Genomic DNA, 24,691 nt, shown 5'->3' with positions numbered 1-24,691 from the left:
CTACGTTTATTGGGCCTTGTCGATATACTTAGTGCCAGTTTGATCGGCACGGACCTGTAGCCGCAGCCTGCGGCAGCGGCTACAGGTTTGGCATTTGCCCGCCTTGGGCTGCTTAGGGATATCGACCATGCAATGGATCTTCATGCTGATTGGGTTGCTGTTCGGTTGGACAGTTGATGAGTCGTTCACTGATGCGCTCATCGGCGGGCTGTTTGGTTTAGGGATTGGCCAGGCGATTCGTCTCTGGATGCTGGTCTCGCAGACCAACGAGCAGGGCCGTCAGTTGGAGTCGACCAAGCATGCATTGAAGGCGGTCGAACAACGCCTGGCGTTGCTGGAAAGGCCTGGTGCAGAGCCGGCCGTATCCAGTGCTGCAGTTGAGTCCCCCAAGCCCCCCGAAGCTTTTTTTACCGAAGATCCAATTCCCGATACCCCAGCGGCAGCGCCACCCTCGGAGCTTGTCTGGGATTTGCCCGTCGATCTGGAACCTGCCTACTCCGCGATAGCGGCCGAACCGAGTCGCCCTCTGCCAGCGGACGTCTGGAGTGCTGCACCAGTTGAGCGCGCCCCTGAGCGGCCGGCTGCGCCGGTTGTGCCACGCGGCCCCAACTTCATCGAGCGCGCCATCAGCGGCGCCCGCAACTGGCTGTTCGGCGGCAATACCGTGCTGCGGGTGGGCGTGGTGCTGTTGTTCCTCGGCCTGGCCTTCCTGCTGCGCTATGCCACTGAAGGCATGGTCGTCCCAATCGAACTGCGTTACGCCGGCGTTGCTGCCTGTGCCGTGTGCTTGCTGGGCTTGGGCTGGTGGTTGCGACTGCGCAACAGCAACTACGGGTTGATGCTGCAAGGCACCGGTGTCGCCGTGCTGTACCTGACGGTGTTCGCGGCCATGCGCCTGCACCCGTTACTGGATCCAGGTGCTGCGCTCGGCTTGCTGGTAGCGGTCACGGTGTTCTCGGCAATCCTGGCGATTACCCAGAACGCCCTGGGCCTGGCGTGCGCTGCGGCCCTTGGCGGGTTCGCCGCGCCGATACTCACGTCTACCGGTGCGGGCAGCCATGTGGCGTTGTTCAGCTACTTTGCGTTGTTGAACGCGGGCATCCTGGGGATCGCCTGGTTCAAGGCCTGGCGTCTGCTCAACCTGATTGGTTTTGTCGGTACCTTCGGCATCGGCTTCGCCTGGGGCATGCGTTCCTATACGCCGGAGTTGCTCCGGAGTACCGAGCCATTCCTGGTGCTGTTTTTCCTGATGTACCTGGCTATCGGCCTGTTGTTCGCCCGGCGAAAACTGCTGGAGATGACTGACGCCCCTGAAGACTACAGCCGTGATGCGTTGCTGCGCTGGTCGGCAACCAAGGGTGATTATGTCGACGGCAGTATGCTGTTCGGCCCGCCGTTGGTGGGTTTTGGCTTGCAGTTCGCGCTGGTGCAACACTTGGAGTTTGCCGCTGCGTTCAGTGCGTTGGGCCTGGGCATCATCTACATGGGCCTGGCTCGTCTGCTTCGCGGTGGTCGTGCCTTGTTGCTGGCGGAAACCTGCCTGGCCCTGGGGGTGATCTTTGCCAGCCTGGCCATTCCTCTGGGGCTGGATGCACGCTGGACCGCGGCCGCCTGGGCGGTGGAAGGTGCCGGGATTTTCTGGCTGGGCTTGCGCCAACAGCGGCCGTTGGCTCGCGCTTTCGGCTTGCTGTTGCAGGTAGGTTCGGCGGTGGCGTTCCTCAGTGAGCTGCGTGCGGGCCAGAGCAATTTGTTGGACGGTGCACCGCTGGGCGCTTTGCTGTTGGGCGCCGCATTACTGTTCAGCTTCTATCAGTTGCGCAAAGCCCCGCTGGAGCAAGCATCAGACTGGGAGCGTCAAGGGTTACCGGTACTGGCCAGTGTCGGCCTGGGCTTCCTGTATTTGCTCGCACCATTGCTGCTGTCTACTCACGGTACGGCCATCAGTTGGGCGTTGGCGGGGCTGGTGACCTTGGTGGTCGGGCTGCGCATCGGTTCGCGGACCTTCCTGTTCACCGCGTTTACCGTGCAGTTGCTGGGCGGTGCGCTGTTCCTGCTGCGCTTGCAGGGTGCGAGCAGCGATTCGGGGGCCGTCTTCAGTGCGGGCTGGAGCGGATTGCTCACCGCCTCGTTGATTGGCCTGGCCTTGATTGGCGGCATGCTGCTGGCAGCACGGGATGACATGGTGCGCAACGATGTGCGTTTGTTGCGCGGCCTGTCGGTGGTGCTGTTGGCCGGGCTGGTGTTGATCAACCTCGCGGTGCTGTTTGTCCTCCCTTGGGAGACGGCCAGCGGCGTATGGGCGGCCAGTGGTTTGCTGATCATCTGGCTGAGCCTGTACCTGCAACAGCGAGTCAGTTTTGTCTTTGGGCTGCTGCTGCAGGTGATTGGCGGCGGCTCTTTCCTGCTGACGATACCGGACCTGTTGGGGCCGCTGACCAGCGAAGGTTTGCGCCCGCTGGGTCATAGTGGTTTCTGGACGCCGATGGTCCTGGGGCTGGCCGCGTTGGTGGGCGCTTGGCGCTTGCAACGAGGGAGCCAGTCGCCGGTGTTTGACGCGCTGAAACTGCATCAGTTGTCCGATCTGCTGCTGGTGTGGGGCGCGGCATGGTGGACGTTGGCGCTGACCAGCGAAGTGCTGCGTTTCGCGCCACAGGCTGTGCAGGACACCTTGTTGTTGGCCGTCGCCGCCGTGAGTGTGGCGATCTGGGCGGTGCTGGCCCTGCGCATGCAATGGGCGTCGCTGGGGCTGCTGTGCACGCTGTTGATACCGGCGGCGGGCGTGGTGTTGCTGGGAGCTTGGGATTCGCGTTACCACCCGGCGGCGAACTTCGCCTGGTTGGCCTGGATCGCGGTGTTTGTCGTGCACTTCATCTCCCTGCGCCGCCTGGCCTTGATCATCCCGGAAAAAATCTTGAGCGCCGCCCATGTACTGGGCTGCTGGCTATTGATTGGCGTGCTGGCGCTGGAGCTGCGTTATGGCCTGTTGCTGCTGTCGGAGCAGTACAACGCCTGGCGCTGGCTGGGTTGGGCGATTCTGCCGAGCCTGTACCTGGTGTTCGCGGCCGCGCCACGCGGTTGGCCATGGCCGGTGTCCGTCTACCCGCGCGAATATCGCGTGTTTGTCGCATTGCCTTTGGCGGTGTTGATGTTGGGCTGGTTCTGGCTGGCCAACATTTTCAGCGACGGGACTGCCGAACCACTGCCTTATTTGCCGCTGCTCAATCCCCTGGACCTGGGATTGTTGTTCGCGTTGTCGGGTGTGTATGTGTGGTCGCGCAGTGCGGCGCCACAGATGGGTGTTCGGGGTGAACAGATTGCCCAGGGCGTCGCGGGTATTTCGTTGTTCGTCTTCTTCACTGCGTTGGTGATGCGTACTGCGCACCATTGGGGCGGCGTGCCGTTCCAGCTGGATGCGTTGCTGGAGTCGATGCTGGTCCAGGCCGGTCTGTCGATTGTCTGGACCCTGATTGCCCTGAGTCTGATGATCGGCGGCCATTTGCGCCATCGTCGCGAAGTGTGGCTGATCGGTGCGGCACTGATTGCCGTAGTGGTGGCGAAGTTGTTCTTTGTCGAGCTGAGCAACCGGGGTGGCCTGGCGCGGATCGTGTCGTTTATCGGCGTCGGCGTGCTGTTGCTGGTGGTGGGTTATTTCGCACCACTGCCACCCAAACGCGTTGAGTCTGTAGTTGAAACTGAAGGAGCGTCCTCTTGATCGGCAAGCTGAGTGTGGTGGTGTTGGGCCTGTGTACAACGTTATCGACATGGGCCCGGGAAACGCCCGCTGACTTCACCACTCAGGTATCGCTGACGGTGAGTGGCGAAGGGCCGTGGTATCGCCTGGAGCTGCCGCTGGCGGTGCAATTGAGCGCTCGTCAGGCGGACTTGAGTGATGTGCGGGTGTTCAACGCCGCTGGCGAGCCTCAGGCTTATGCATTGGCCCGGCAGTCGGCGCAACTGTCGGAAAGTCGCAGCGTGGCCAACGTCAAATGGTTCCCGCTGTACGCCTCGGCCTCGGCCCGCGAGGCAACGACCAGCGTGCGCGTGCAATCCAGTGCCAATGGCACGCTGGTGCAAGTGCAGCCGGCGAGTCACTCGGAAGCGGGCGAGGAAGTACTGCGTGGCTGGCTGCTGGACGCCAGCGCGATCAAGGCGCCGTTGCAACAACTGATTCTCGACTGGGCCAGTGAGCGCGACGGCTTTCAGCGCTTCAGTATTGAGGCCAGCGACGACTTGCAAAACTGGCGATCGTGGGGGGATGGGCAAGTCGCCCGGTTGTCCTTCGCCGACGAGCGGGTCGAGCAGCATGAAGTCGGTTTGCCAGGGCAGTCGGCGCGTTACCTGCGCTTGTTGTGGAAAGGTCAGGCAGCTCCGGTCCTGACGTCGGCCCAGTTGGAGAGTGCCAGCGTCCACAGCCTGCCGTTGCCGCTGGTGTGGTCGCAGCCACTGGCGGGCAGTCGGATGAAGGCAGGAGAATACAGTTGGCAGTTGCCCACCGGGCTGAATGTCGAACGCTTGCGCATCGAATTGAGTCAGCCCAACAGCCTGGCGCCGGTGACGTTGTCCGGGCGGCGGGAGAGCAATCAGGCCTGGCAGCCACTGAGCAGCGGCTTGCTCTATCGGCTAACCCAGAACGGTCAGGACGTGGTGCAGGATGAATTGCAGTTGCCGGGGCAGACGGTGACCCAGCTCAAGCTGGACGTGGATGAGCGTGGCGGTGGCCTGGGCGTTGAAGCGCCAGCCTTGAGTTTTGCCGTGCGCGCCACGCAACTGGTGTTCCTGGCGCGGGGCGAGCCACCGTTTACCCTGGCGCTGGGCAATCCTTCAGTGAAAGGGGCGAATTTGCCGCTGTCGACACTGATTCCCGATTACAGCGTCGAGCGTCTGGCCGGTTTGGGTCAGGCCAAGGTAGCGGGGCAGGGGGTGATCAGTACGCCCGCCGCCCCAGCGCCTGTGGGCACTGACTGGAAGAAACTCGGCTTGTGGGCCGTGTTGCTGCTGGGTGTGGCGGCGCTGGGGGCGATGGCCTACAGTTTGCTGCGCAGGCCACCGGTCGAGCCTTAACGACGACTCATGAACTCTATCGGAGTTAAATCCTCTGATAGGAGGAAATACGCCTCGACTCGCGCTAAACTGCGCGGGTTTTTAGCCCCCCCCATTCTCCGGAGCCTTCCATGTCCCGCGTTACCCTGAGTCGCTATTTGATCGAGCAGACCCGCAGCAACAACACGCCTGCCGATCTGCGCTTCCTTATCGAAGTGGTGGCGCGTGCTTGCAAGGAAATCAGCCACGCCGTTTCCAAAGGCGCGCTGGGCGGCGTCCTGGGCAGCATGGGCACTGAAAACGTTCAAGGCGAAGTGCAGAAGAAGCTCGACGTGATTTCCAACGAAATCCTCCTTGAAGCCAACGAATGGGGCGGTCACCTGGCCGGTATGGCGTCCGAAGAAATGGACAATGCCTACCAGATCCCGGGCAAATACCCGAAAGGTGCCTACCTGTTGGTATTCGACCCGCTGGACGGTTCGTCGAACATCGACATCAATGCGCCGGTCGGTACCATCTTCTCGGTTCTGCGTTGCCCGAACGAATACCTGAGCCAGAACGAGCCTTTGAACGAAAAGGCCTTCCTGCAGCCAGGCACCGAGCAGGTCGCAGCCGGCTATGCCATCTACGGCCCGCAGACCATGCTGGTGCTGACCCTGGGTGATGGCGTCAAGGGCTTTACCCTGGACCGTGAAATGGGCAGCTTCGTGCTGACCCACGAAGACATTTCTATTCCTGCGACCACCCAGGAATTTGCCATTAACATGTCCAACCAGCGCCACTGGGAAGCTCCGGTCAAGCGCTACGTGAACGAGTTGATGGAAGGCGAGGAAGGCCCGCTGAAGAAGAACTTCAACATGCGTTGGGTCGCCGCGATGGTCGCCGACGTACACCGCATCCTGACCCGTGGTGGCCTGTTCATGTACCCACGTGACAGCCGCGAGCCGTCCAAACCGGGCAAATTGCGCCTGATGTACGAAGCCAACCCGATGTCGTTCCTGGTAGAGCAAGCGGGCGGAGCGTCCACCGACGGCCACCAGCGTATTCTCGACATCCAGCCTGACGGCCTGCACCAGCGTGTAGCGGTGTTCCTGGGTTCGAAAGAAGAAGTTGAGCGTGTGACGGGTTATCACAAGGCCTGATTAAGTCCCCTTGTGGCGAGCGGGCTTGCCCCGCGTTGGGCTGCGCAGCAGCCCTAAATTCTGACATTTCGTTTTTCTGACCCGCAGCAGCGCCCTTTATCGAGGGGGGCTGCTTCGCACCCCAACGCGGGGCAAGCCCGCTCGCCACAAAGGGCTTTTTTGTTTTCGTCTTTCGGGAACCAGACCCCCCTTTTCCCTTCTAAGCTTCTGGCAGACCCCCCAGGCTGCTTTGTCTCTCCAGGAGCTATTCCATGTCGTTACGCCGTCTTGCCCTGTTGTCGTTTTGCGTGCTTTTAGCCGCTTGCAGCAAGGTCACCCAAGAAAATTACACGAAGCTTTCGGCAGGCATGCCCAAGGCCGAGGTGGAGTCGTTGCTGGGTAAGCCGACTGATTGTTCCGGCGCGCTGGGCATGTCCAGTTGCACCTGGGGCGATAAAAACAGCTTTATCAGCGTGCAATTCGCCGGTGACAAAGTTCTGATGTTCTCCGGGCAAGGCCTGAAGTAAACCGGGGCGAAAGCCTGCGGGAGAAAAACAATGATGCGTTTTGTTCTCTACCTCTGCGCCAGCCTGTTTTTGGCGGGCTGCGCCAGCCATTCTGGCGATGATCTGCAACCCAAGACCGTTGGCAGCGTCAATCTCCACCGTTACCAGGGCACCTGGTACGAGTTGGCCCGTTTGCCGATGTACTTCCAGCGCAACTGTGAGCAGTCCGAGGCCCGTTATTCCTTGCTGCCTGATGGCGACATGTCAGTGTTTAACCGCTGCCTGACGGCCGACTGGAAGTGGGAAGAAGCCAAGGGTACGGCGACTCCGCAGGTTGCCGGCAAGACCGACAAACTCTGGGTTGAATTCAATAATTGGTTTACCGCGTTGCTGCCGGGCGTCACCAAGGGCGATTACTGGGTGCTGTATGTCAGCGATGACTACAAGACCGCTATCGTCGGCAGCCCGAGTCGGCGTTATATGTGGCTGCTGTCCCGCACGCCAACGGTCAGCGCGGATACTCGCGAAGACCTGCTGAGCAGGGCGCGGCAACAGGGTTACGACACCACCCGTTTGATCTGGCGAACGTCGGACAAGCAGATGGCGAAGGCTTCGCAGTAGTTTAAGAGCACCATCGATCTAATGTGGGAGCGGGCTTGCTCGCGAAGGCGTAGTGTCAGTCGCCAAATGTATTGACTGATCCACCGCCTTCGCGAGCAAGCCCGCTCCCACATTTGTTATGTGTCGCTCTTAAGCCAACAAATCCCGCAAGACCTGAGTAAACGCCCGGCTGCTGTCTTCTTCGCCAGCATGATGCCCGTCGCGAATCACCCACTGGCCGTTGACCAGTACATCCCGCACTTGGCGATCTCCTCCGGCAAACAGCCAGCGGTTCAGAATCCCGTCTTCACTGGCCGTCGCCAGGTACGGATCATTGCCGTCCAGTACCAGCCAGTCGGCGCGCTTGCCGACTTCCAGTCGACCAATCGGTTGCCCCAATGCCTGGGCACCGCCGTCGAGCGCCGCATCAAACAGCGTACGGCCGACCATCGGTTGATCGCTGCGGTACAGCCGGTTACGCCGCTGATCCCGCAGACGCTGGCCGTATTCCAACCAACGCAATTCTTCCACCACGCTCAGTGAGACATGGCTGTCGGAACCAATCCCCATGCGCCCGCCCTGGGCCAGGAAGTCCACGGCCGGGAAAATCCCATCGCCCAGGTTGGCTTCGGTGGTCAGGCACAGGCCGGCAATCGCCCGGCTCTTGGCCATTAGCGTGACCTCTTCCGGATTGGCGTGGGTGGCGTGTACCAGGCACCAGCGTTGATCGACCTCGGTATTTTCGTATAGCCATTGCAGCGGACGACGGCCGCTCCAGCTCAGGCAATCGTCGACTTCCTTTTGCTGTTCGGCGATGTGGATATGGATCGGGCACGCCTTGTCGCTGGCGGCCAACACTTCGCTGATCTGCTGCGGCGTAACGGCGCGCAGCGAGTGGAAGCACAGGCCCAGTTGCTGCGCCGGTTGCGCCGCCAGGATCGGTTGCAGGCGCGACTGCAGGTTCAGGTAGTTTTCGGTGCTGTTGATAAAACGCCGCTGGCCTTCGTTGGGTGCCTGGCCGCCGAAGCCGGAGTGGCTGTACAGCACCGGCAGCAACGTCAGGCCGATACCGCTGCTGGTTGCGGCCTGGCTGATCTGCCGGGACAGCTCTGTCGGGTCGGCGTAAGGCTGGCCGCTGACGTCGTGGTGTACGTAATGAAATTCAGCGACGCAGGTGTAGCCGGCCTTGAGCATCTCGATATACAGCTGGCGGGCGATGACCTGAAGTTGCTCGGGGCTGATCTTGCCCACCATGCGATACATCAGGTCGCGCCAGGTCCAGAAGCTGTCATTGGGGTTGCCGGCCACTTCCGCCAGCCCCGCCATGGCACGCTGAAACGCGTGGGAATGCAGGTTGGGCATGCCTGGTAGCAGCGGGCCCCTGAGCCGTTCGGCACCATCTGCATGGGCATTGGCCTCAACTTTGGTCAGCATGCCGTCGGCGCTGACTTCAAGACGTACATCATTGGCCCATCCATTAGGCAGCAGCGCGCGTTCGGCAAAGAAAGCGGACATGGTTCGTGCACCCCATCGTGTGTTATTTGTATATACATATACAGACGTTTGCCTGCTCGGTAAACTCCGGCAAGCTAGGCTTCTTTTTTCACCTGCAAGGATTTCCTGTGCCGACTCCGCCTGCCAACTCCTCGCTGGCTGCCCACATGGACGAAAGTCCGGCGCCCTTGTATGCCCGCGTCAAACAGATGATCAGCCAACAGATTCTGAGCGGAAACTGGCCGCCCCATTACCGTGTGCCATCGGAAAGCGAACTGGTCAGCCAGTTGGGTTTCAGCCGCATGACCATCAACCGTGCCCTGCGTGAATTGACCGCCGAAGGCCTGTTGGTGCGTATGCAAGGCGTTGGTACGTTCGTGGCCGAGCCCAAAAGCCAGTCGGCGTTGTTCGAAGTGCACAATATTGCTGATGAGATTGCTTCCCGTGGCCATCGCCACACCTGCAAGGTCATCACCCTCGGTGAAGAGGCGGCGGGTTCCGAGCGCGCCGTGGCCCTGGAGATGCGCGAAGGCGGGCGGGTGTTCCACTCGTTGATCGTGCACTACGAAAACGACATCCCGGTGCAAATCGAAGACCGTTTCGTCAACGCGCTGGTAGCGCCGGAATACTTGCAGCAGGACTTCACCCAGCAAACGCCGTATGCCTATCTGAACCAGGTCGCGCCGCTGACCGAAGGCGAGCACGTGGTCGAAGCCATCCTCGCCGATGCTGACGAATGCAAGCTGCTGCAAATCGAAACCGGCGAGCCGTGCCTGCTGATCCGCCGTCGCACGTGGTCCGGCCGCCAGCCAGTGACCGCCGCCCGTTTGATCCACCCCGGTTCCCGTCATAGCCTGGAAGGACGTTTCAGTAAATGAGTGAAGTGAAAGTCTGGCGCGCGTCCGATTACGTGCGCATGCCGTGGAAAAACGGCGGCGGCAGTACCGAAGAAATCACCCGCGATGCCGGTGAGGGACTGGACGGTTTTGGCTGGCGACTGTCGATTGCTGACATTGCCGAATCAGGTGGGTTCTCAAGCTTTGCCGGGTACCAGCGGATCATTACCGTGCTGCAAGGCGCGGGCATGATACTGACAGTGGATGGCGAAGATACGCGTGGCCTGTTACCGCTGGATCCGTTCCCGTTCAAGGGTGAAAGCCAAGTGTCCTGCCGGTTGGTGGGCGGGCCGATCCGTGATTTCAACCTGATTTACTCGCCGCAACGCTATCGGGCGCGGTTGCAGTGGATGGATGGGGCGCAGCGCTTCTTCAGTGCAGCGCAGACGCTGTTGGTGTTCAGCGTGGCGGATGAAGTGGCCGTGCTTGGTGAAGTGTTGAGCCGCCACGATTGCCTGCAATTGAACGGTAACACTGGCTTGCTGGATGTATCGGTCACCGGCCGATGCTGCGTGATCGAACTGACCGCCGCTCCCACATTTGATCATCACAAGGTCTGAAATCTGTTTCCCCACCCCCGCACCAACTTGTTACCGAACGCCCCAGCGTGGCGCAAAACTGTGCCTTGGTAACAAGCCTCCCTCGCTTCAAAAAACCGCTGTAAGAAATTTCATCAAGCCGCGAAGCCTTAATTTCAAAGGCTTTCACACCCCTCACTAAAAAATCTTCAGTCCTTGCCAGGCAAGTTGGCCGCTTGATTGCATATGCTTGTATGTACAAGTAAAGATGTGTGCGTAAGAGTCCATGAACATCCTCTTCGCACCAATCATGTTCGCGCATAGCGTTGAGGAGTTTTTTTCGTGACTACCAAGCCTACAAAATACCGTGACGTGGAAATTCGCGCGGCTCGCGGCAACAAGCTCACCGCCAAAAGCTGGCTGACCGAAGCGCCGCTGCGCATGCTGATGAACAACCTCGACCCACAAGTGGCCGAGAACCCGAAAGAATTGGTGGTGTACGGCGGTATTGGCCGGGCGGCACGTAACTGGGAATGCTACGACCAGATCGTCGAAAGCCTGACCAACCTCAATGACGACGAAACCCTGCTGGTGCAATCCGGCAAGCCGGTTGGCGTGTTCAAGACCCACAGCAACGCCCCGCGTGTGCTGATCGCCAACTCCAACCTGGTACCGCACTGGGCCAGCTGGGAACATTTCAACGAGCTGGATGCCAAGGGCCTGGCCATGTACGGCCAGATGACCGCCGGCAGCTGGATCTACATCGGTAGCCAAGGCATCGTCCAGGGCACCTACGAAACCTTCGTCGAAGCCGGTCGTCAGCACTACAACAGTGATCTGAAGGGCCGCTGGGTCCTGACCGCCGGCCTGGGCGGCATGGGCGGCGCTCAGCCGCTGGCCGCCACGTTGGCCGGCGCGTGCTCGCTGAACATTGAATGCCAGCAGGTCAGTATCGATTTCCGCTTGAGCAGCCGCTATGTCGATGAGCAGGCCACCGACCTCGACGACGCGCTGGCTCGCATCGACAAATACACCAAGGAAGGCAAGGCAATCTCCATCGCTCTGCTCGGTAACGCCGCTGAAATCCTTCCGGAACTGGTCAAGCGTGGCGTGCGCCCGGACATGGTCACCGACCAGACCAGCGCCCATGACCCGCTCAATGGTTACCTGCCGGCCGGCTGGACCTGGGACCAATACCGCGCGCGCGCCAAGACCGAACCGGCTGCCGTGATCAAGGCCGCCAAGCAATCGATGGCCGTGCACGTTAAAGCGATGTTGGACTTCCAGAAAATGGGCGTACCGACGTTCGACTACGGCAACAACATCCGTCAGATGGCGCAAGAAGAAGGCGTGGAAAACGCATTCGACTTCCCGGGTTTCGTTCCGGCTTACATTCGTCCACTGTTCTGCCGTGGCATCGGCCCATTCCGTTGGGCTGCACTGTCGGGCGACCCGCAAGACATCTACAAGACTGACGCTAAAGTAAAAGAACTGATCCCGGACGATGCCCATCTGCACAACTGGCTGGACATGGCTCGCGAGCGCATCAGCTTCCAGGGTCTGCCGGCGCGGATCTGCTGGGTTGGCCTGGGCCAGCGCGCCAAGTTGGGCCTGGCATTCAACGAAATGGTGCGCAGCGGTGAGTTGTCGGCACCGGTGGTGATCGGTCGCGACCACTTGGACTCCGGCTCCGTAGCCAGCCCGAACCGCGAAACCGAATCCATGCAAGATGGTTCTGATGCCGTGTCCGACTGGCCACTGCTCAACGCTTTGCTCAACACCGCCAGCGGCGCGACCTGGGTCTCGCTGCACCACGGTGGCGGCGTCGGTATGGGCTTCTCGCAGCACTCGGGCATGGTGATTGTCTGCGACGGTACCGACGAAGCGGCTGAGCGTATTGCGCGCGTGCTGCACAACGACCCGGCCACGGGCGTGATGCGTCACGCCGATGCCGGTTACCAGATCGCCATTGATTGCGCCAAGGAGCAGGGCCTGAACTTGCCGATGATCAAATAACAAATGTGGGAGCGGGCTTGCTCGCGAATGCGGTGGGTCAGTTACAGAAGTATTGACGGATAGTCCGCTTTCGCGAGCAAGTCGAATCGTCGCACCGCCCCTCCCACATTTGATTTGCGTTGCACACAAAAACAATCCATCAGAGGTTGAACACACATGGCTGCAAAAGACGCTCGTGCAAGCACTACCCCGTTGATCGAAAGACGTTCGATCGACTACATCCCGGAAGCGGAAAGACACGGTCGTCTATTTAGCCAGTTCACCTTGTGGATGGGTGCCAACCTGCAAATCACCGCGATTGTCACCGGGGCCCTGGCCGTGGTGCTGGGCGGTGACGTGTTCTGGTCGTTGATCGGTCTGTTGATCGGTCAACTGCTGGGCGGCGGCGTCATGGCGTTGCATGCGGCACAAGGGCCCAGGCTTGGGCTGCCGCAGATGATCTCCAGCCGGGTACAGTTCGGTGTTTATGGCGCGGCCATCCCGATCGTCCTGGTCTGTTTGATGTACCTCGGTTTCACCGCAACGGGGACCGTGCTTTCCGGTCAGGCGCTGGGCCAGTTGTTTGGTGTCAGCGACAGCATCGGTATCCTTATCTTCGCCAGTGTCATCGTGCTGGTCACGGTGCTCGGTTATCGGGTGATCCATTTCATCGGCCGTGTCGCTAGCGTCATTGGCGTGATTGCCTTTGTCTACCTGTTCAGTCGCCTGATGAGCCAGACCGACATTGGTGCACTCCTGCAAATCCGTCACTTCAGCTGGAGCAGCTTCCTGCTCGCGGTGTCGCTCGCAGCATCCTGGCAAATCGCCTTCGGCCCTTACGTGGCTGACTATTCACGCTACCTGCCGAGCAAGACGTCCTCGGTGAAAACCTTTCTGGCCGCTGGCGCGGGTTCGGTCATTGGCGCGCAGGTGGCGATGATCCTGGGCGTGTTTGCCGCCGCCATGTCCAACGGGCAATTTGCCGGTCACGAAGTGGCCTACATCGTCGGGTTGGGCGGCACCGGTGCCACTGCTGCGCTGCTGTACTTCAGCATCGCGTTCGGCAAGGTCACCATCTCCACGCTGAACTCCTACGGCAGCTTCATGTGCATTGCGACCATCATCAGCGGCTTCCGTGGTCGCCTGGAGGTCACGCGCTTGCAGCGCCTGGTGTTCGTGCTGGTCATCGTCGGTACTGCGACTTTGATCGCGTTGCTCGGTCAGCACTCGTTCCTGGGGGCTTTTAAGTCCTTCATCCTGTTCCTGCTGGCATTCTTTACGCCATGGAGTGCGATCAACCTGGTGGACTACTACTGCATCACCCGTGATCGCTATGACGTGCCGGCGCTGGCCGATCCGAACGGTCGCTACGGCCGTTGGAACCCGCTCGGTATCAGCGTCTATGTATTCGGTGTACTGGTGCAATTGCCGTTCATCTCCACCAAGTTCTATACCGGTCCGCTGGTGGCGGCCCTGGGGGATGTGGATATTTCCTGGATCATCGGTCTGGTACTGCCCGCAGCCCTGTATTACGTGTGTGCGAAAAAATGGCACGGCGCAATTCCTGAACACTTGATCCTGCCGGTAGAGCAGGGCGCTGCACCAACGACAAGCGGGCTGGCTGCACAAGCCTGAGGGGACGTGGACAAGGCAGGATGCCTTTTGACTGCCGTAATCCATTTCATGATTGGGAGCGTCACACAATGAAAATGAATAAGACCCTGCTGACTACGTTGCTTGCAGCAGGCTTGCTCGCCAGCGCTGGTGCCTCTCAGGCGGCGGGCTGGTGCGAGTCGGGCAAGCCGGTGAAATTCGCCGGCCTGAATTGGGAAAGCGGCATGTTGCTGACCGATGTCCTGCAAATCGTTTTGGAAAAAGGCTACGACTGCAAGACCGACAGCCTGCCGGGCAACTCCATCACCATGGAAAATGCCCTGGGCAGCAATGACATCCAGATCTTCGCCGAAGAGTGGGTGGGCCGCAGCGAGGTCTGGAACAAGGCCGAGAAGGCCGGGAAAGTTGTCGGTGTCGGCGCTCCGGTCGTGGGCGCCATCGAAGGCTGGTACGTGCCGCGCTATGTGATCGAAGGCGATGCCAAGCGCAAGCTGGAAGCCAAGGCGCCAGGCCTGAAAACCATCGCCGACCTGGGCAAGTACTCCGCTGTGTTCAAGGATCAGGAAGAGCCGTCCAAGGGGCGTTTCTACAACTGCCCGGCCGGCTGGACCTGTGAGCTGGACAACAGCGAAATGCTCAAGAGCTACGGTCTGGAAAGCACCTACACCAACTTCCGCCCGGGCACCGGCCCAGCGCTGGATGCCGCTGTGCTGTCGAGCTACAAACGTGGCGAGCCGATCTTGTTCTACTACTGGTCGCCTACGCCGCTGATGGGCCAGGTCGACCTGGTGAAGCTGGAAGAAAAACCAGGCGTGGATAAAAGCGTGACCATCAAGGTCGGCCTGTCCAAGACTTTCCACGAACAGGCCCCGGAGCTGGTGGCGGTGCTGGAGAAGGTCAACCTGCCGATCGACCTGCTGAACCAGAACCTCGCACGCATGACCAAAGAGCGAATCGAGTCGCCAAAACTGGCGAAAATTTTCCTCAAGGAACATCCTGAAATCTGGCACGCATGGGTGAGCGACGACGCAGCCAAGAAAATCGACGCGGCCTTGTAGGTTGAGCGTTCCCGGTTGCCTCCACAGGTAACCGGGCGCCCGGCCACAACCCACTGGATCGAGAGCACGATATGTTTCCTGAAAGTTTTACGTTTTCCATCGCCGACTGGGTCAACAGTTGGGTGGATTCGCTGGTGACCAACTACGGCGATGTGTTTCGGCACATCTCTGACACCCTGCTTTGGGCCATCGTCAACCTGGAAGGCGTGCTGCGTGCAGCGCCCTGGTGGTTGATGCTGGCGATCGTCGGCGGTATTGCCTGGCATGCCACCCGCAAGGTCGTCATGACTGCGGTGATCGTTGGCCTGCTGTTCCTGGTGGGCGCAGTCGGGCTGTGGGACAAGCTGATGCAGACCCTGGCACTGATGATGGTGGCCACGGTGATCTCGGTACTGATCGGCATTCCTCTGGGGATTCTTTCGGCCCGCAGCAATCGCCTGCGTTCGGTGTTGATGCCGCTGCTGGACATCATGCAAACCATGCCCAGCTTCGTGTACCTGATTCCGGTGCTGATGCTCTTCGGCCTGGGCAAGGTCCCGGCGATTTTCGCCACGGTGATCTACGCCGCGCCGCCGCTGATTCGTCTGACAGACCTGGGCATTCGCCAGGTGGACGGCGAAGTCATGGAAGCCATCAACGCCTTCGGCGCCAACCGTTGGCAGCAACTGTTCGGCGTGCAATTGCCGCTGGCCCTGCCCAGCATCATGGCCGGGATCAACCAGACCACCATGATGGCGCTGTCGATGGTAGTGATTGCCTCGATGATCGGCGCTCGTGGCTTGGGTGAAGACGTGCTGGTAGGTATCCAGACTCTCAACGTGGGGCGCGGCCTTGAAGCCGGTCTGGCGATTGTGATTCTTGCAGTGGTCATCGACCGCATTACCCAGGCCTATGGTCGTCCACGGCATGAGGCGAGCAAATGACTACTGTCAGCAAGATTGAAGTCAAAAACGTATTCAAGATTTTCGGCGCTCGCTCCAAGGATGCGCTGGCGCTTATCGGCCAGGGCAAGACCAAGGACCAGGTACTGGCCGAGACCGGTTGCGTGGTGGGCGTGAACGACCTGTCCCTGAGCATCGGCACCGGCGAAATCTTCGTGATCATGGGCTTGTCGGGCTCCGGCAAATCCACGTTGGTGCGCCACTTCAATCGCCTGATCGACCCCACCAGCGGCGCGATCCTGGTGGACGGCGAAGACATCCTGCAACTGGACATGGAAGCCCTGCGCCAGTTCCGTCGACACAAGATCAGCATGGTGTTCCAGAGCTTCGGCCTGCTGCCCCACAAGAGCGTGCTGGACAACGTCGCCTACGGTCTGAAAGTGCGCGGCGAAACCAAGCAAGTGTGTGCCGAACGGGCACTGCACTGGATCGAGACCGTGGGCCTCAAGGGCTACGAAAACAAATACCCGCACCAGCTTTCCGGCGGCATGCGCCAACGGGTGGGCCTGGCCCGTGCACTGGCGGCCGACACCGACATCATCCTGATGGACGAAGCCTTCAGTGCGCTCGACCCGCTGATCCGTGCCGAGATGCAGGACCAGTTGCTGGAGCTGCAAAAGACCCTGCACAAGACCATCGTGTTCATCACCCACGACCTCGACGAGGCCGTGCGCATCGGCAACCGCATTGCGATTCTCAAGGACGGCAAGCTGATCCAGGTCGGCACCCCGCGAGAGATCCTGCATTCGCCGGCGGATGAGTATGTGGACCGCTTTGTTCAGCGGCGGGCGGCGGTGGTCTGATCCCGAATGTGTGGTGAGCCGGCTGGCCTCTTCGCGAGCAAGCCCGCTCCCACATTTGATCGGGTTCACACAGGTCAAAGGTGGGAGCGGGCTTGCTCGCGAAGAGGCCGGCAAAGCTGCACAAGAATTCAGGTTTTAGGAAGAGACTAAAGATGTCCCAGGCTGAAAAAATCATCATCGCCGACGCTCCGATGCGTTGGCAGGACGTGGTCGCTGTGGCCCGTCACGGTGCGGTCCTTGAACTGTCGGGCCAGGCCTGGGCGCGGATCGACAATGCCCAGGCCATCGTCCAGCGCATCGTCACCAGCGGTGAGCGTGCCTATGGCGTCAACACCGGCCTCGGCGCCTTGTGCAACGTCTCGCTCGAGGGCGAGCAACTGAGCCAGCTGTCGCGCAATACGCTGCTGAGCCACGCCTGTGGCGTAGGTGCACCGCTGAGCGACGAGCAGACTCGAGCAATCATCTGCGCCGCGATCGTCAACTACAGCCACGGCAAATCCGGGCTGCACCCGCAGGTGATTCATTCGCTGCTGGCGCTGTTGAACCATGGGATCAAACCACAAGTACCGTCTCAGGGTTCGGTGGGTTACCTGACGCATATGGCTCATGTCGGCATCACGTTGCTCGGCGTCGGCACTGTCAGTTACCGGGGCCGTATCGTTCCGGCGCATGAAGCCCTGGCGGCCGAAAAATTGCAGGTTGTGGTGCTAGGCGCCAAGGACGGCCTGTGCCTGGTCAACGGCACGCCGTGCATGACCGGCCTCAGCTGCCTGGCCCTGGATGACGCGCACCGTCTGCTGCAATGGGCCGACGTGATCGGAGCCATGAGCTTCGAAGCCCAGCGCGGTCAGATCGACGCGTTCGATGAAGAAATTATCGCCCTCAAGCCACACCCGGGTATGCAGCAAGTGGGTATTAACCTGCGTGCGCTGCTGGACGACAGTGAAGTGATCGCCACCAGCAAAGGGATTCGTACTCAAGACGCGTTGAGCATCCGTTCGATTCCCCAGGTCCACGGCGCGGCTCGTGATCAGTTGGAACATGCCACCCGGCAGATCGAAACCGAACTCAACGGCGCCACCGACAACCCGCTGCTGCTTGGCACCCCGGACAACTACCGCGTGGTGTCTCAGGCTAACCCGCACGGGCAGTCCGTGGCGTTGGCGGCCGACATGCTGGCCATCGCCATGGCGGAAATCGGCTCGATCGCCGAGCGTCGCCTGGACCGGCTGATTAACCCCCACGTCAGCGGCTTGCCGGCTTTCCTGGTGAGTAACCCCGGGGTCAACTCCGGGATGATGATCGTGCAGTACGTGGCCGCGTCGCTCTGTGGGCAAAACCGCCAACTGGCGCAACCGGCGGTGCTCGACAACTTCGTGACCTCGGGCCTGCAGGAAGATCACCTGAGCATGGGCACCAATGCCGCGCTGAAGCTGCATCAAGTGCTGGAGAACGTCACCCAGGTCCTCGCCATCGAGTACCTGCTGGCGGCCCAGGCTTTCGAATTTCTCAAGGAACAACGTTTCGGCGCGGGCACTGATACTGCCTGGCGCTTATTGCGTGAACATGTCCCGGCCTACGACCAGGACCGTTGGTTGGCGCCGGACATCGCGACGACGGCAGCGCTGCTTAAAGACCCCGCCGTGCTGCAACGAACACTACCGAATTTGCACTGAAAATTTTTCCAACAATAACCAGCGTGCCAAGCCGTCAGTCACTCAAAAAGAGGACAACGGCGGATAACGGAAGCATCCGGAGCGACTGGTAGTTAACAACACTCTCAAAAGGAGCATGAATGTGACTGCGCTAAAACTGATTCCAGGCCAACTGAGCCTTGCCCAACTGCGTGCCATCTACCAGCAGCCGGTAACCCTCAGCCTGGATGACAGCGCCTCGGCCCAGATCGAAGCCAGTGTCGCCTGTGTGGAGCAGATTCTCGCCGAGAACCGCACCGCTTACGGCATCAACACCGGTTTCGGCCTGCTGGCCTCGACCCGTATCGCCAGCGAAGACCTGGAAAACCTCCAGCGTTCCCTGGTGTTGTCCCACGCCGCCGGCGTCGGTGAGCCCATCAGCGATGCGCTGGTGCGGCTGGTCATGGTGCTCAAGGTCAACAGCCTGAGCCGCGGTTTCTCCGGGATTCGCCGGCAAGTGATCGACGCGCTGATCGCCCTGATCAACGCCGAGGTGTATCCGCACATTCCTCTCAAGGGTTCGGTGGGTGCATCCGGTGACTTGGCACCGTTGGCGCACATGTCGCTGGTACTGCTGGGTGAAGGCAAGGCGCGCTACAAGGGCGAATGGCTGGAAGCCACCGAAGCGCTGAAAGTCGCCGGTCTGGCACCGCTGACCCTGGCCGCGAAAGAGGGCCTGGCGCTGCTCAACGGCACCCAGGTGTCTACCGCGTTTGCCCTGCGTGGCCTGTTCGAAGGCGAAGACCTGTTCGCCGGCGCTCTGGCCTGTGGCGGCCTGACGGTTGAAGCCGTGCTGGGTTCGCGCTCGCCGTTTGATGCACGCATTCACGCAGCCCGTGGTCAACGCGGCCAGATCGACTCCGCAGCCGCCTACCGCGACCTGTTGGGCGAGAGCAGCGAAGTATCCAAGTCCCACCAGAACTGCGACAAGGTTCAGGACCCGTACTCCCTGCGCTGCCAGCCGCAAGTCATGGGCGCCTGCCTGACCCAGTTCCGCCAGGCGGCCGAAGTGCTGGTGATCGAAGCCAACGCGGTTTCCGATAACCCGTTGGTGTTCGCTGCCGAAGGTGACGTGATTTCCGGTGGTAACTTCCACGCAGAACCTGTCGCCATGGCCGCTGACAACATGGCCCTGGCCATCGCTGAAATTGGCTCCCTGAGCGAGCGTCGTATCTCGTTGATGATGGACAAACACATGTCGCAACTGCCGCCGTTCCTGGTGGCCAATGGCGGCGTGAACTCCGGCTTCATGATCGCCCAGGTGACGGCAGCGGCCTTGGCCAGTGAGAACAAGGCACTGTCCCACCCTCATAGCGTGGACAGCCTGCCGACGTCGGCCAACCAGGAAGACCACGTTTCCATGGCGCCAGCCGCCGGCAAACGCCTGTGGGAAATGGCCGAGAACGTGCGCGGCATTCTGGCGGTGGAATGGCTGGCGGCTTGCCAGGGCCTTGACCTGCGCGATGGCCTGAAGACCTCGCCCAAGCTGGAAAAAGCCCGTGGCATCCTGCGCGGTAAAGTGCCGTTTTATGAGAAGGACCGTTTCTTCGCTCCGGATATCAATGCCGCCAGTGAGTTGCTCGCCAGTCGTTGCTTGAATGAGTTGGTGCCGGCGAAGTTGTTGCCGAGCTTGTAACCCGCAATACCTGTAGCCGCTGTCGAGGTACGAGGCTGCGATGCGTGTCCGCAGGACCGCCCTCGGGGGTCGCTACGCAACCCATCGCAGCCTCGTGCCTCGACAGCGGCTACAGCGTTACAGCGTTCAGGTTTTCTCCGATAAGAACAATTAGGGACGAGAAATGCACCAGCAAGAAAAGGGTTTGAAACGCGGGCTGTCCGCCCGTCATATTCGCTTCATGGCACTGGGGTCGGCGATCGGCACCGGGCTGTTCTATGGTTCTGCCTCGGCTATCCAGATGGCCGGCCCGGCTGTGTTGCTGGCCTACCTGATCGGTGGCGCCGCCGTGTTTATGGTCATGCGTGCCCTCGGCGAGATGGCCGTGCACGACCCGGTGTCCGGCTCGTTCGGCCACTACGCCAGCACCTACCTGGGACCGATGTCGGGCTTTATCCTCGGCTGGACCTACGCCTTTGAAATGATCATCGTCTGCCTGGCCGATGTCACCGCCTTTGGCATCTACATGGGCTTCTGGTTTCCCGAAGTCGCCCGCTGGGTCTGGGTGTTGGGCATTGTCTTCGTGATCGGTGGCCTGAACCTGTGCAACGTCAAAGTCTTTGGCGAAATGGAGTTCTGGCTGTCGCTGCTCAAGGTGGCGGCCATTGTCGCGATGATCCTCGGTGGTTTCGGCATCATGCTGTTCGGTATTCATTCGGCGACGGATGCACCGGCCACAGGCCTGAGTAATCTGTGGGCCCATGGTGGGTTCATGCCTAACGGCATCGGCGGTCTGATCGCCTCCTTTGCGGTGGTGATGTTTGCCTTCGGCGGGATTGAAATCATCGGCATCACCGCCGGTGAAGCCCAGGACCCGCAACGCGTTATTCCCAAGGCGATCAACGCCGTGCCGCTGCGCATCCTGTTGTTCTACGTGCTGACCCTGTTTGTGCTGATGGCGATCTATCCATGGCCGCAAATCGGCAGCCAGGGCAGCCCGTTCGTGCAGATCTTCAGCAACCTGGGCATCGGCTCTGCGGCAACCATCCTCAACATCGTGGTGATCTCGGCTGCGGTCTCGGCCATCAACAGCGACATCTTCGGCGCCGGCCGCATGATGTACGGCCTGGCCCAGCAAGGTCATGCCCCCAAAGGGTTTGCCCAACTGTCGAAACAAGGCGTGCCGTGGATGACCGTGGTGGTGATGGGCATCGCATTGCTGGGCGGCGTGGTGCTCAACTACCTGATCCCGGAAAACGTGTTCCTAGTGATCGCGTCGCTGGCAACCTTTGCTACCGTTTGGGTGTGGCTGATGATCCTGGTGACCCAAGTGGCAATGCGTCGCTCGATGACCAAGGCGCAAATCGCCGAACTGAAATTCCCGGTACCGTTCTGGCCTTACGCACCCGCAGCGGCCATCGTGTTCATGCTGTTTATCTTCGGCGTGCTGGGTTATTTCCCGGACACCCAGGCCGCCCTTATGGTCGGTGCCGTGTGGATCGTGCTGCTGATCGTCGCTTACCTGCTGTGGGTCAAGCCTGCGGCCGGTCAAGCGGCCAAGGTTCATTACGACCCGGCTTTGACTCATCGATAACTGACGGAGACTTGGATGAAAACGCTTTGGCAACACTGCCACGTCGCAACCATGGCCCAGGGCAAGTACTCGATCATCGAGGATGCCGCCATGGTGACGGCCGGTACGCTGATCGAGTGGATCGGCCCACGGGCCGAGCTGCCGAACGGCGACTACGCTCAGGTCCATGACCTGCAAGAGGCGTGGGTCACACCGGGGCTGATCGACTGCCACACCCACACGGTGTTTGGCGGCAATCGCAGCGGTGAATTCGAGCAGCGGCTCGAAGGCGTGAGCTACGCCGAAATCGCAGCCAAAGGTGGCGGTATTGCCAGCACCGTGCGCGCCACCCGCGCTGCCAGCGAAGAGGAGTTGTTCGCCAGCGCCCACAAGCGCCTGCGCAGTTTGCTGCGCGACGGTGTGACTACGGTGGAGATCAAGTCCGGCTACGGCCTGGACCTGGCCTGCGAACGCAAGATTTTGCGGGTGATCCGTCGCTTGGGCGCCGAGCTGCCGGTCAGCGTGCGCAGCACCTGCCTGGCGGCCCACGCGTTGCCGCCGGAATACGCTGATCGTGCCGACGACTACATCGAGCACATCTGCAATGAGATGCTCCCGGCCCTGGCGGCCGAAGGGTTGGTGGATGCGGTCGATGCTTTCTGCGAATACCTGGCGTTTTCGCCTGCGCAGGTGGAGCGGGTGTTTATCGTCGCGCAGCAACTCGGCTTGCCGGTGAAGCTGCATGCCGAGCAACTGTCGTCGCTGCATGGTTCCAGCCTGGCCGCACGTTATCAGGCGTTGTCTGCCGATCACCTGGAATTCATGACCGAAGAAGACGCCATCGCCATGGCCGCTTCCGGCACCGTCGCGGTGCTGCTGCCGGGGGCGTTCTACTTCCTGCGGGAAACCCAGTTGCCGCCGATGGAGGCTCTGCGCAAGCACGACGTGAAGATCGCCATCGCCAGCGACCTCAACCCCGGCACCTCTCCGGCCTTGTCCGTGCGCCTGATGTTGAACATGGCCTGCACCCTGTTCCGTATGACCCCGGAAGAAGCCCTGGCCGGCGCCACGCAACATGCGGCCACGGCCTTGGGCATGGGCGAAACCCACGGTTCGCTGGAAGTGGGCAAGGTCGCGGACTTCGTCGCCTGGCAGATCGATCGTCCTGCCGACCTGGCCTACTGGCTGGGTGGCGAGCTGGATAAACGCGTCGTGCGCCACGGCGTCGACGTCACTGTTTAAGGCTGCCTTTGTGAATGAGGAGTACCGTTGTGGATAAGGTTCTGAGCTTCAAACAAGGCCGTGTGCCGCTGCTGATCAGCATGCCCCACGCGGGTCTGCGCCTGACACCAGCCGTCGAGGCAGGCTTGATTCCCGAGGCGCAAAGCTTGCCGGACACTGACTGGCATATCCCCACGCTTTACGACTTCGCTGACGAGCTGGGCGCCAGCACCTTGGCTGCCGAGTACTCGCGATTTGTCATCGACCTCAACCGGCCCTCTGACGACAAACCGTTGTACGTCGGCGCTACCACCGGCCTGTACCCGGCAACGCTGTTCGACGGTGTGCCGTTGTTCCGCGAAGGGCTGGAGCCTTCGAAAGCCGAGCGCGCGACTTACCTGGAGCAGGTCTGGACGCCGTACCACCGTACCCTGCAAGAGGAACTGGCCCGGCTCAAGGCCGAGTTCGGCTACGCGCTGCTGTTTGATGCCCACTCGATCCGCTCGGTGATCCCGCACCTGTTCGATGGCAAGTTGCCGGACTTCAACCTCGGCACCTTTAATGGCGCTTCCTGTGATCCGCAACTGGCCAGTCAACTGGAAGCCATCTGCGCCGGTCATCCGCAGTACAGCCATGTGCTCAATGGTCGCTTCAAGGGTGGCCATATCACCCGGCACTACGGTAACCCGGCGCAAAACATTCATGCGGTGCAGCTGGAGCTGGGGCAGTGCACGTATATGGAAGAATTTGAGCCGTTCAAGTACCGGGCGGATTTGGCTGAGCCGACGCGGGAGGTATTGAAGGCGCTGTTGGAAGGGTTCCTGGCGTGGGGGCAAAAGCACTACCGGTAAGAACCACCAGGGTCTGGGGCTGCTGCGCAGCCCGACGGGGACAAGCCTCCTCGCCACAGTCGCCCCTGTGCAAATCCCTGTCGCCACAGGTCGCTTTTATCGAGGTTTCGCTGGGTAAGGTGTTGGGTACGGCGCTTCAGACGCCATCCCCGACAATAAAAACTGCCGAGTGAGACCTCTTTCATGAAAAGACTGTTCAACCGTTGTTTGTTGATCCTCACCGGCACCGCACTCCTGAGTGCCAACGCCATGGCCGCTGACCCGGCCGTCTGCAAAACCGTACGCATGGGCGTGGTCAGTTGGACCGACGTGGTGGCCACCAGCGGCATGGCCGACGTGTTGCTCACCGGCCTCGGCTACGACAGCAAGCAAACCAGCGCCGTGCAGCAAATCATCTTTGCCGGCATCCGCGACAAGCGTCTGGATATTTTCCTCGGCTACTGGAAACCGGCGATGGACAACAACATCGCACCGTTCCTGGCGGCCAAGCAGGTGAAGGTATTTGATACGCCGAGCTTGTCCGACGCCCAGGCCACTTTGGCGGTGCCGCAGTACGTTTCTGATGCGGGCCTGAAAACCTTCGCTGACATTGCCCGCTTCAAGCAGCAATTGGGCGGCAAGCTCTACGGCATCGAGCCGGGCAGCGGCGCCAACACCGATATCCAGAAAATGATCGACGACAACCGGTTTGGCCTCGGTGGCTTCAAGCTGATTGCTTCCGGCGAAGCGGGCATGCTGGCGGCAGTGCAGCGGGCGGTGAATCGCAAGGAGTTTGTGGTGTTTGTCGGTTGGACCCCGCACCCGATGAATATCAATATGAAGATGGCCTACCTGACCGGCAGCGAAGGCGTCTTCGGTCCTGATGAGGGCGCGGCCACGGTTTCCACCGTCACCGCCCCGGATTACGCACAACGTTGCCCGAACGTTAACCGCCTGCTGGAAAACCTTACATTCACCGCCGCCCAGGAAAGCCAACTGATGGTACCGATCATGGACCGCAAGACGCCTCAGGACGTGGCCAAGCAATGGCTGCGCGATAATCCTGAGGATTTGCAGCGCTGGTTGGTGGGCGTGACGACGCTTGACGGGAAAGATGGCGTAGCGGCCGTACAGGCCAGCCTCAAGCCCTGATCGAATGAGGACAAAATGTG

19 protein-coding genes are annotated in these 24,691 nt (G+C 60.7%); 18 read left to right on the top strand and 1 reads right to left on the bottom strand.

Annotation, left to right across the window (positions count from 1 at the left end; all coding sequences use genetic code 11):
* The first annotated feature begins 127 nt into the window (after window positions 1–127).
* The 5 genes from J7E41_RS01685 to J7E41_RS01665 all read left to right on the top strand — a co-directional run bounded on the left by J7E41_RS01685 (window position 128) and on the right by J7E41_RS01665 (window position 7,288).
* On the top strand, window positions 128–3,712 hold the full coding sequence (locus tag J7E41_RS01685) for a DUF2339 domain-containing protein (RefSeq protein WP_214989678.1): 3,585 nt from the start codon (window positions 128–130) through the stop codon (window positions 3,710–3,712).
* Window positions 3,712–5,061, top strand: a complete 1,350-nt coding sequence (locus J7E41_RS01680; protein ID WP_214989878.1) for a DUF3999 domain-containing protein — start codon at window positions 3,712–3,714, stop codon at window positions 5,059–5,061. Before J7E41_RS01685 ends, J7E41_RS01680 begins: the two co-directional genes overlap by 1 nt.
* 110 nt (window positions 5,062–5,171) lie before the next feature.
* On the top strand, window positions 5,172–6,182 hold the full coding sequence (locus J7E41_RS01675) for a class 1 fructose-bisphosphatase (RefSeq protein WP_214989677.1): 1,011 nt from the start codon (window positions 5,172–5,174) through the stop codon (window positions 6,180–6,182).
* A gap of 251 nt (window positions 6,183–6,433) precedes the next feature.
* Complete coding sequence (locus J7E41_RS01670; protein ID WP_214989676.1) at window positions 6,434–6,688, top strand: outer membrane protein assembly factor BamE; 255 nt, start codon at window positions 6,434–6,436, stop codon at window positions 6,686–6,688.
* A 30-nt stretch (window positions 6,689–6,718) separates the two neighbouring features.
* The gene (locus J7E41_RS01665; protein WP_214989675.1) at window positions 6,719–7,288 is read left to right on the top strand and encodes a lipocalin family protein; all 570 of its coding nucleotides are present in this window, start codon (window positions 6,719–6,721) and stop codon (window positions 7,286–7,288) included.
* A 129-nt stretch (window positions 7,289–7,417) separates the two neighbouring features.
* Here J7E41_RS01665 and J7E41_RS01660 read toward each other — a convergent pair whose 3' ends face one another.
* Window positions 7,418–8,782, bottom strand: coding sequence for a formimidoylglutamate deiminase (locus J7E41_RS01660; RefSeq protein ID WP_214989674.1), 1,365 nt, complete (start codon window positions 8,780–8,782; stop codon window positions 7,418–7,420).
* Between the two features lie 146 nt (window positions 8,783–8,928).
* On the opposite strand from J7E41_RS01660, the gene hutC reads away from it, so the two are divergent.
* From hutC to J7E41_RS01595, 13 genes are all read left to right on the top strand, one after another.
* The gene (hutC, locus tag J7E41_RS01655; RefSeq protein WP_214989876.1) at window positions 8,929–9,639 is read left to right on the top strand and encodes a histidine utilization repressor; all 711 of its coding nucleotides are present in this window, start codon (window positions 8,929–8,931) and stop codon (window positions 9,637–9,639) included.
* Window positions 9,636–10,217, top strand: coding sequence for a HutD/Ves family protein (locus J7E41_RS01650; RefSeq protein ID WP_214989673.1), 582 nt, complete (start codon window positions 9,636–9,638; stop codon window positions 10,215–10,217). The genes hutC and J7E41_RS01650 overlap by 4 nt, the downstream gene beginning before the upstream one ends.
* 300 nt (window positions 10,218–10,517) lie before the next feature.
* Complete coding sequence (gene hutU / locus J7E41_RS01645; protein ID WP_214989672.1) at window positions 10,518–12,191, top strand: urocanate hydratase; 1,674 nt, start codon at window positions 10,518–10,520, stop codon at window positions 12,189–12,191.
* A gap of 156 nt (window positions 12,192–12,347) precedes the next feature.
* Window positions 12,348–13,805, top strand: coding sequence for a purine-cytosine permease family protein (locus J7E41_RS01640; RefSeq protein ID WP_214989671.1), 1,458 nt, complete (start codon window positions 12,348–12,350; stop codon window positions 13,803–13,805).
* A 68-nt stretch (window positions 13,806–13,873) separates the two neighbouring features.
* Complete coding sequence (locus tag J7E41_RS01635) at window positions 13,874–14,842, top strand: ABC transporter substrate-binding protein (RefSeq protein ID WP_214989670.1); 969 nt, start codon at window positions 13,874–13,876, stop codon at window positions 14,840–14,842.
* A gap of 71 nt (window positions 14,843–14,913) precedes the next feature.
* Window positions 14,914–15,765 (top strand): ABC transporter permease, encoded by an 852-nt coding sequence (locus J7E41_RS01630; protein ID WP_169357465.1) that lies wholly within the window; start codon window positions 14,914–14,916, stop codon window positions 15,763–15,765.
* Entirely contained in the window at window positions 15,762–16,586 is an 825-nt protein-coding gene (locus J7E41_RS01625; RefSeq protein ID WP_214989669.1) for a quaternary amine ABC transporter ATP-binding protein, read from the top strand. Before J7E41_RS01630 ends, J7E41_RS01625 begins: the two co-directional genes overlap by 4 nt.
* Window positions 16,587–16,738: 152 nt before the next feature.
* Window positions 16,739–18,262, top strand: coding sequence for an HAL/PAL/TAL family ammonia-lyase (locus tag J7E41_RS01620; protein ID WP_214989668.1), 1,524 nt, complete (start codon window positions 16,739–16,741; stop codon window positions 18,260–18,262).
* A 115-nt stretch (window positions 18,263–18,377) separates the two neighbouring features.
* On the top strand, window positions 18,378–19,916 hold the full coding sequence (gene hutH, locus J7E41_RS01615; protein WP_214989667.1) for a histidine ammonia-lyase: 1,539 nt from the start codon (window positions 18,378–18,380) through the stop codon (window positions 19,914–19,916).
* 163 nt (window positions 19,917–20,079) lie between these two features.
* Window positions 20,080–21,489, top strand: a complete 1,410-nt coding sequence (locus tag J7E41_RS01610; protein ID WP_214989666.1) for an amino acid permease — start codon at window positions 20,080–20,082, stop codon at window positions 21,487–21,489.
* A gap of 15 nt (window positions 21,490–21,504) precedes the next feature.
* Window positions 21,505–22,710, top strand: a complete 1,206-nt coding sequence (gene hutI / locus J7E41_RS01605; RefSeq protein ID WP_214989665.1) for an imidazolonepropionase — start codon at window positions 21,505–21,507, stop codon at window positions 22,708–22,710.
* Between the two features lie 29 nt (window positions 22,711–22,739).
* Window positions 22,740–23,540 carry an N-formylglutamate deformylase gene (gene hutG, locus J7E41_RS01600; RefSeq protein ID WP_214989664.1) on the top strand — a complete coding sequence of 267 codons (801 nt, stop codon included), beginning with the start codon at window positions 22,740–22,742 and terminating at the stop codon, window positions 23,538–23,540.
* Window positions 23,541–23,723: 183 nt separating this feature from the next.
* On the top strand, window positions 23,724–24,671 hold the full coding sequence (locus J7E41_RS01595; protein WP_214989663.1) for a choline ABC transporter substrate-binding protein: 948 nt from the start codon (window positions 23,724–23,726) through the stop codon (window positions 24,669–24,671).
* Window positions 24,672–24,691: the final 20 nt, after the last annotated feature.

It is taken from the genome of Pseudomonas fluorescens (assembly GCF_018614655.1).
GTDB classification, from domain to species: domain Bacteria; phylum Pseudomonadota; class Gammaproteobacteria; order Pseudomonadales; family Pseudomonadaceae; genus Aquipseudomonas; species Aquipseudomonas fluorescens_BX.
The sequence above is the reverse complement of the archived record's forward strand: the minus strand, read 5'-3'. Positions and strand labels throughout refer to the sequence as shown.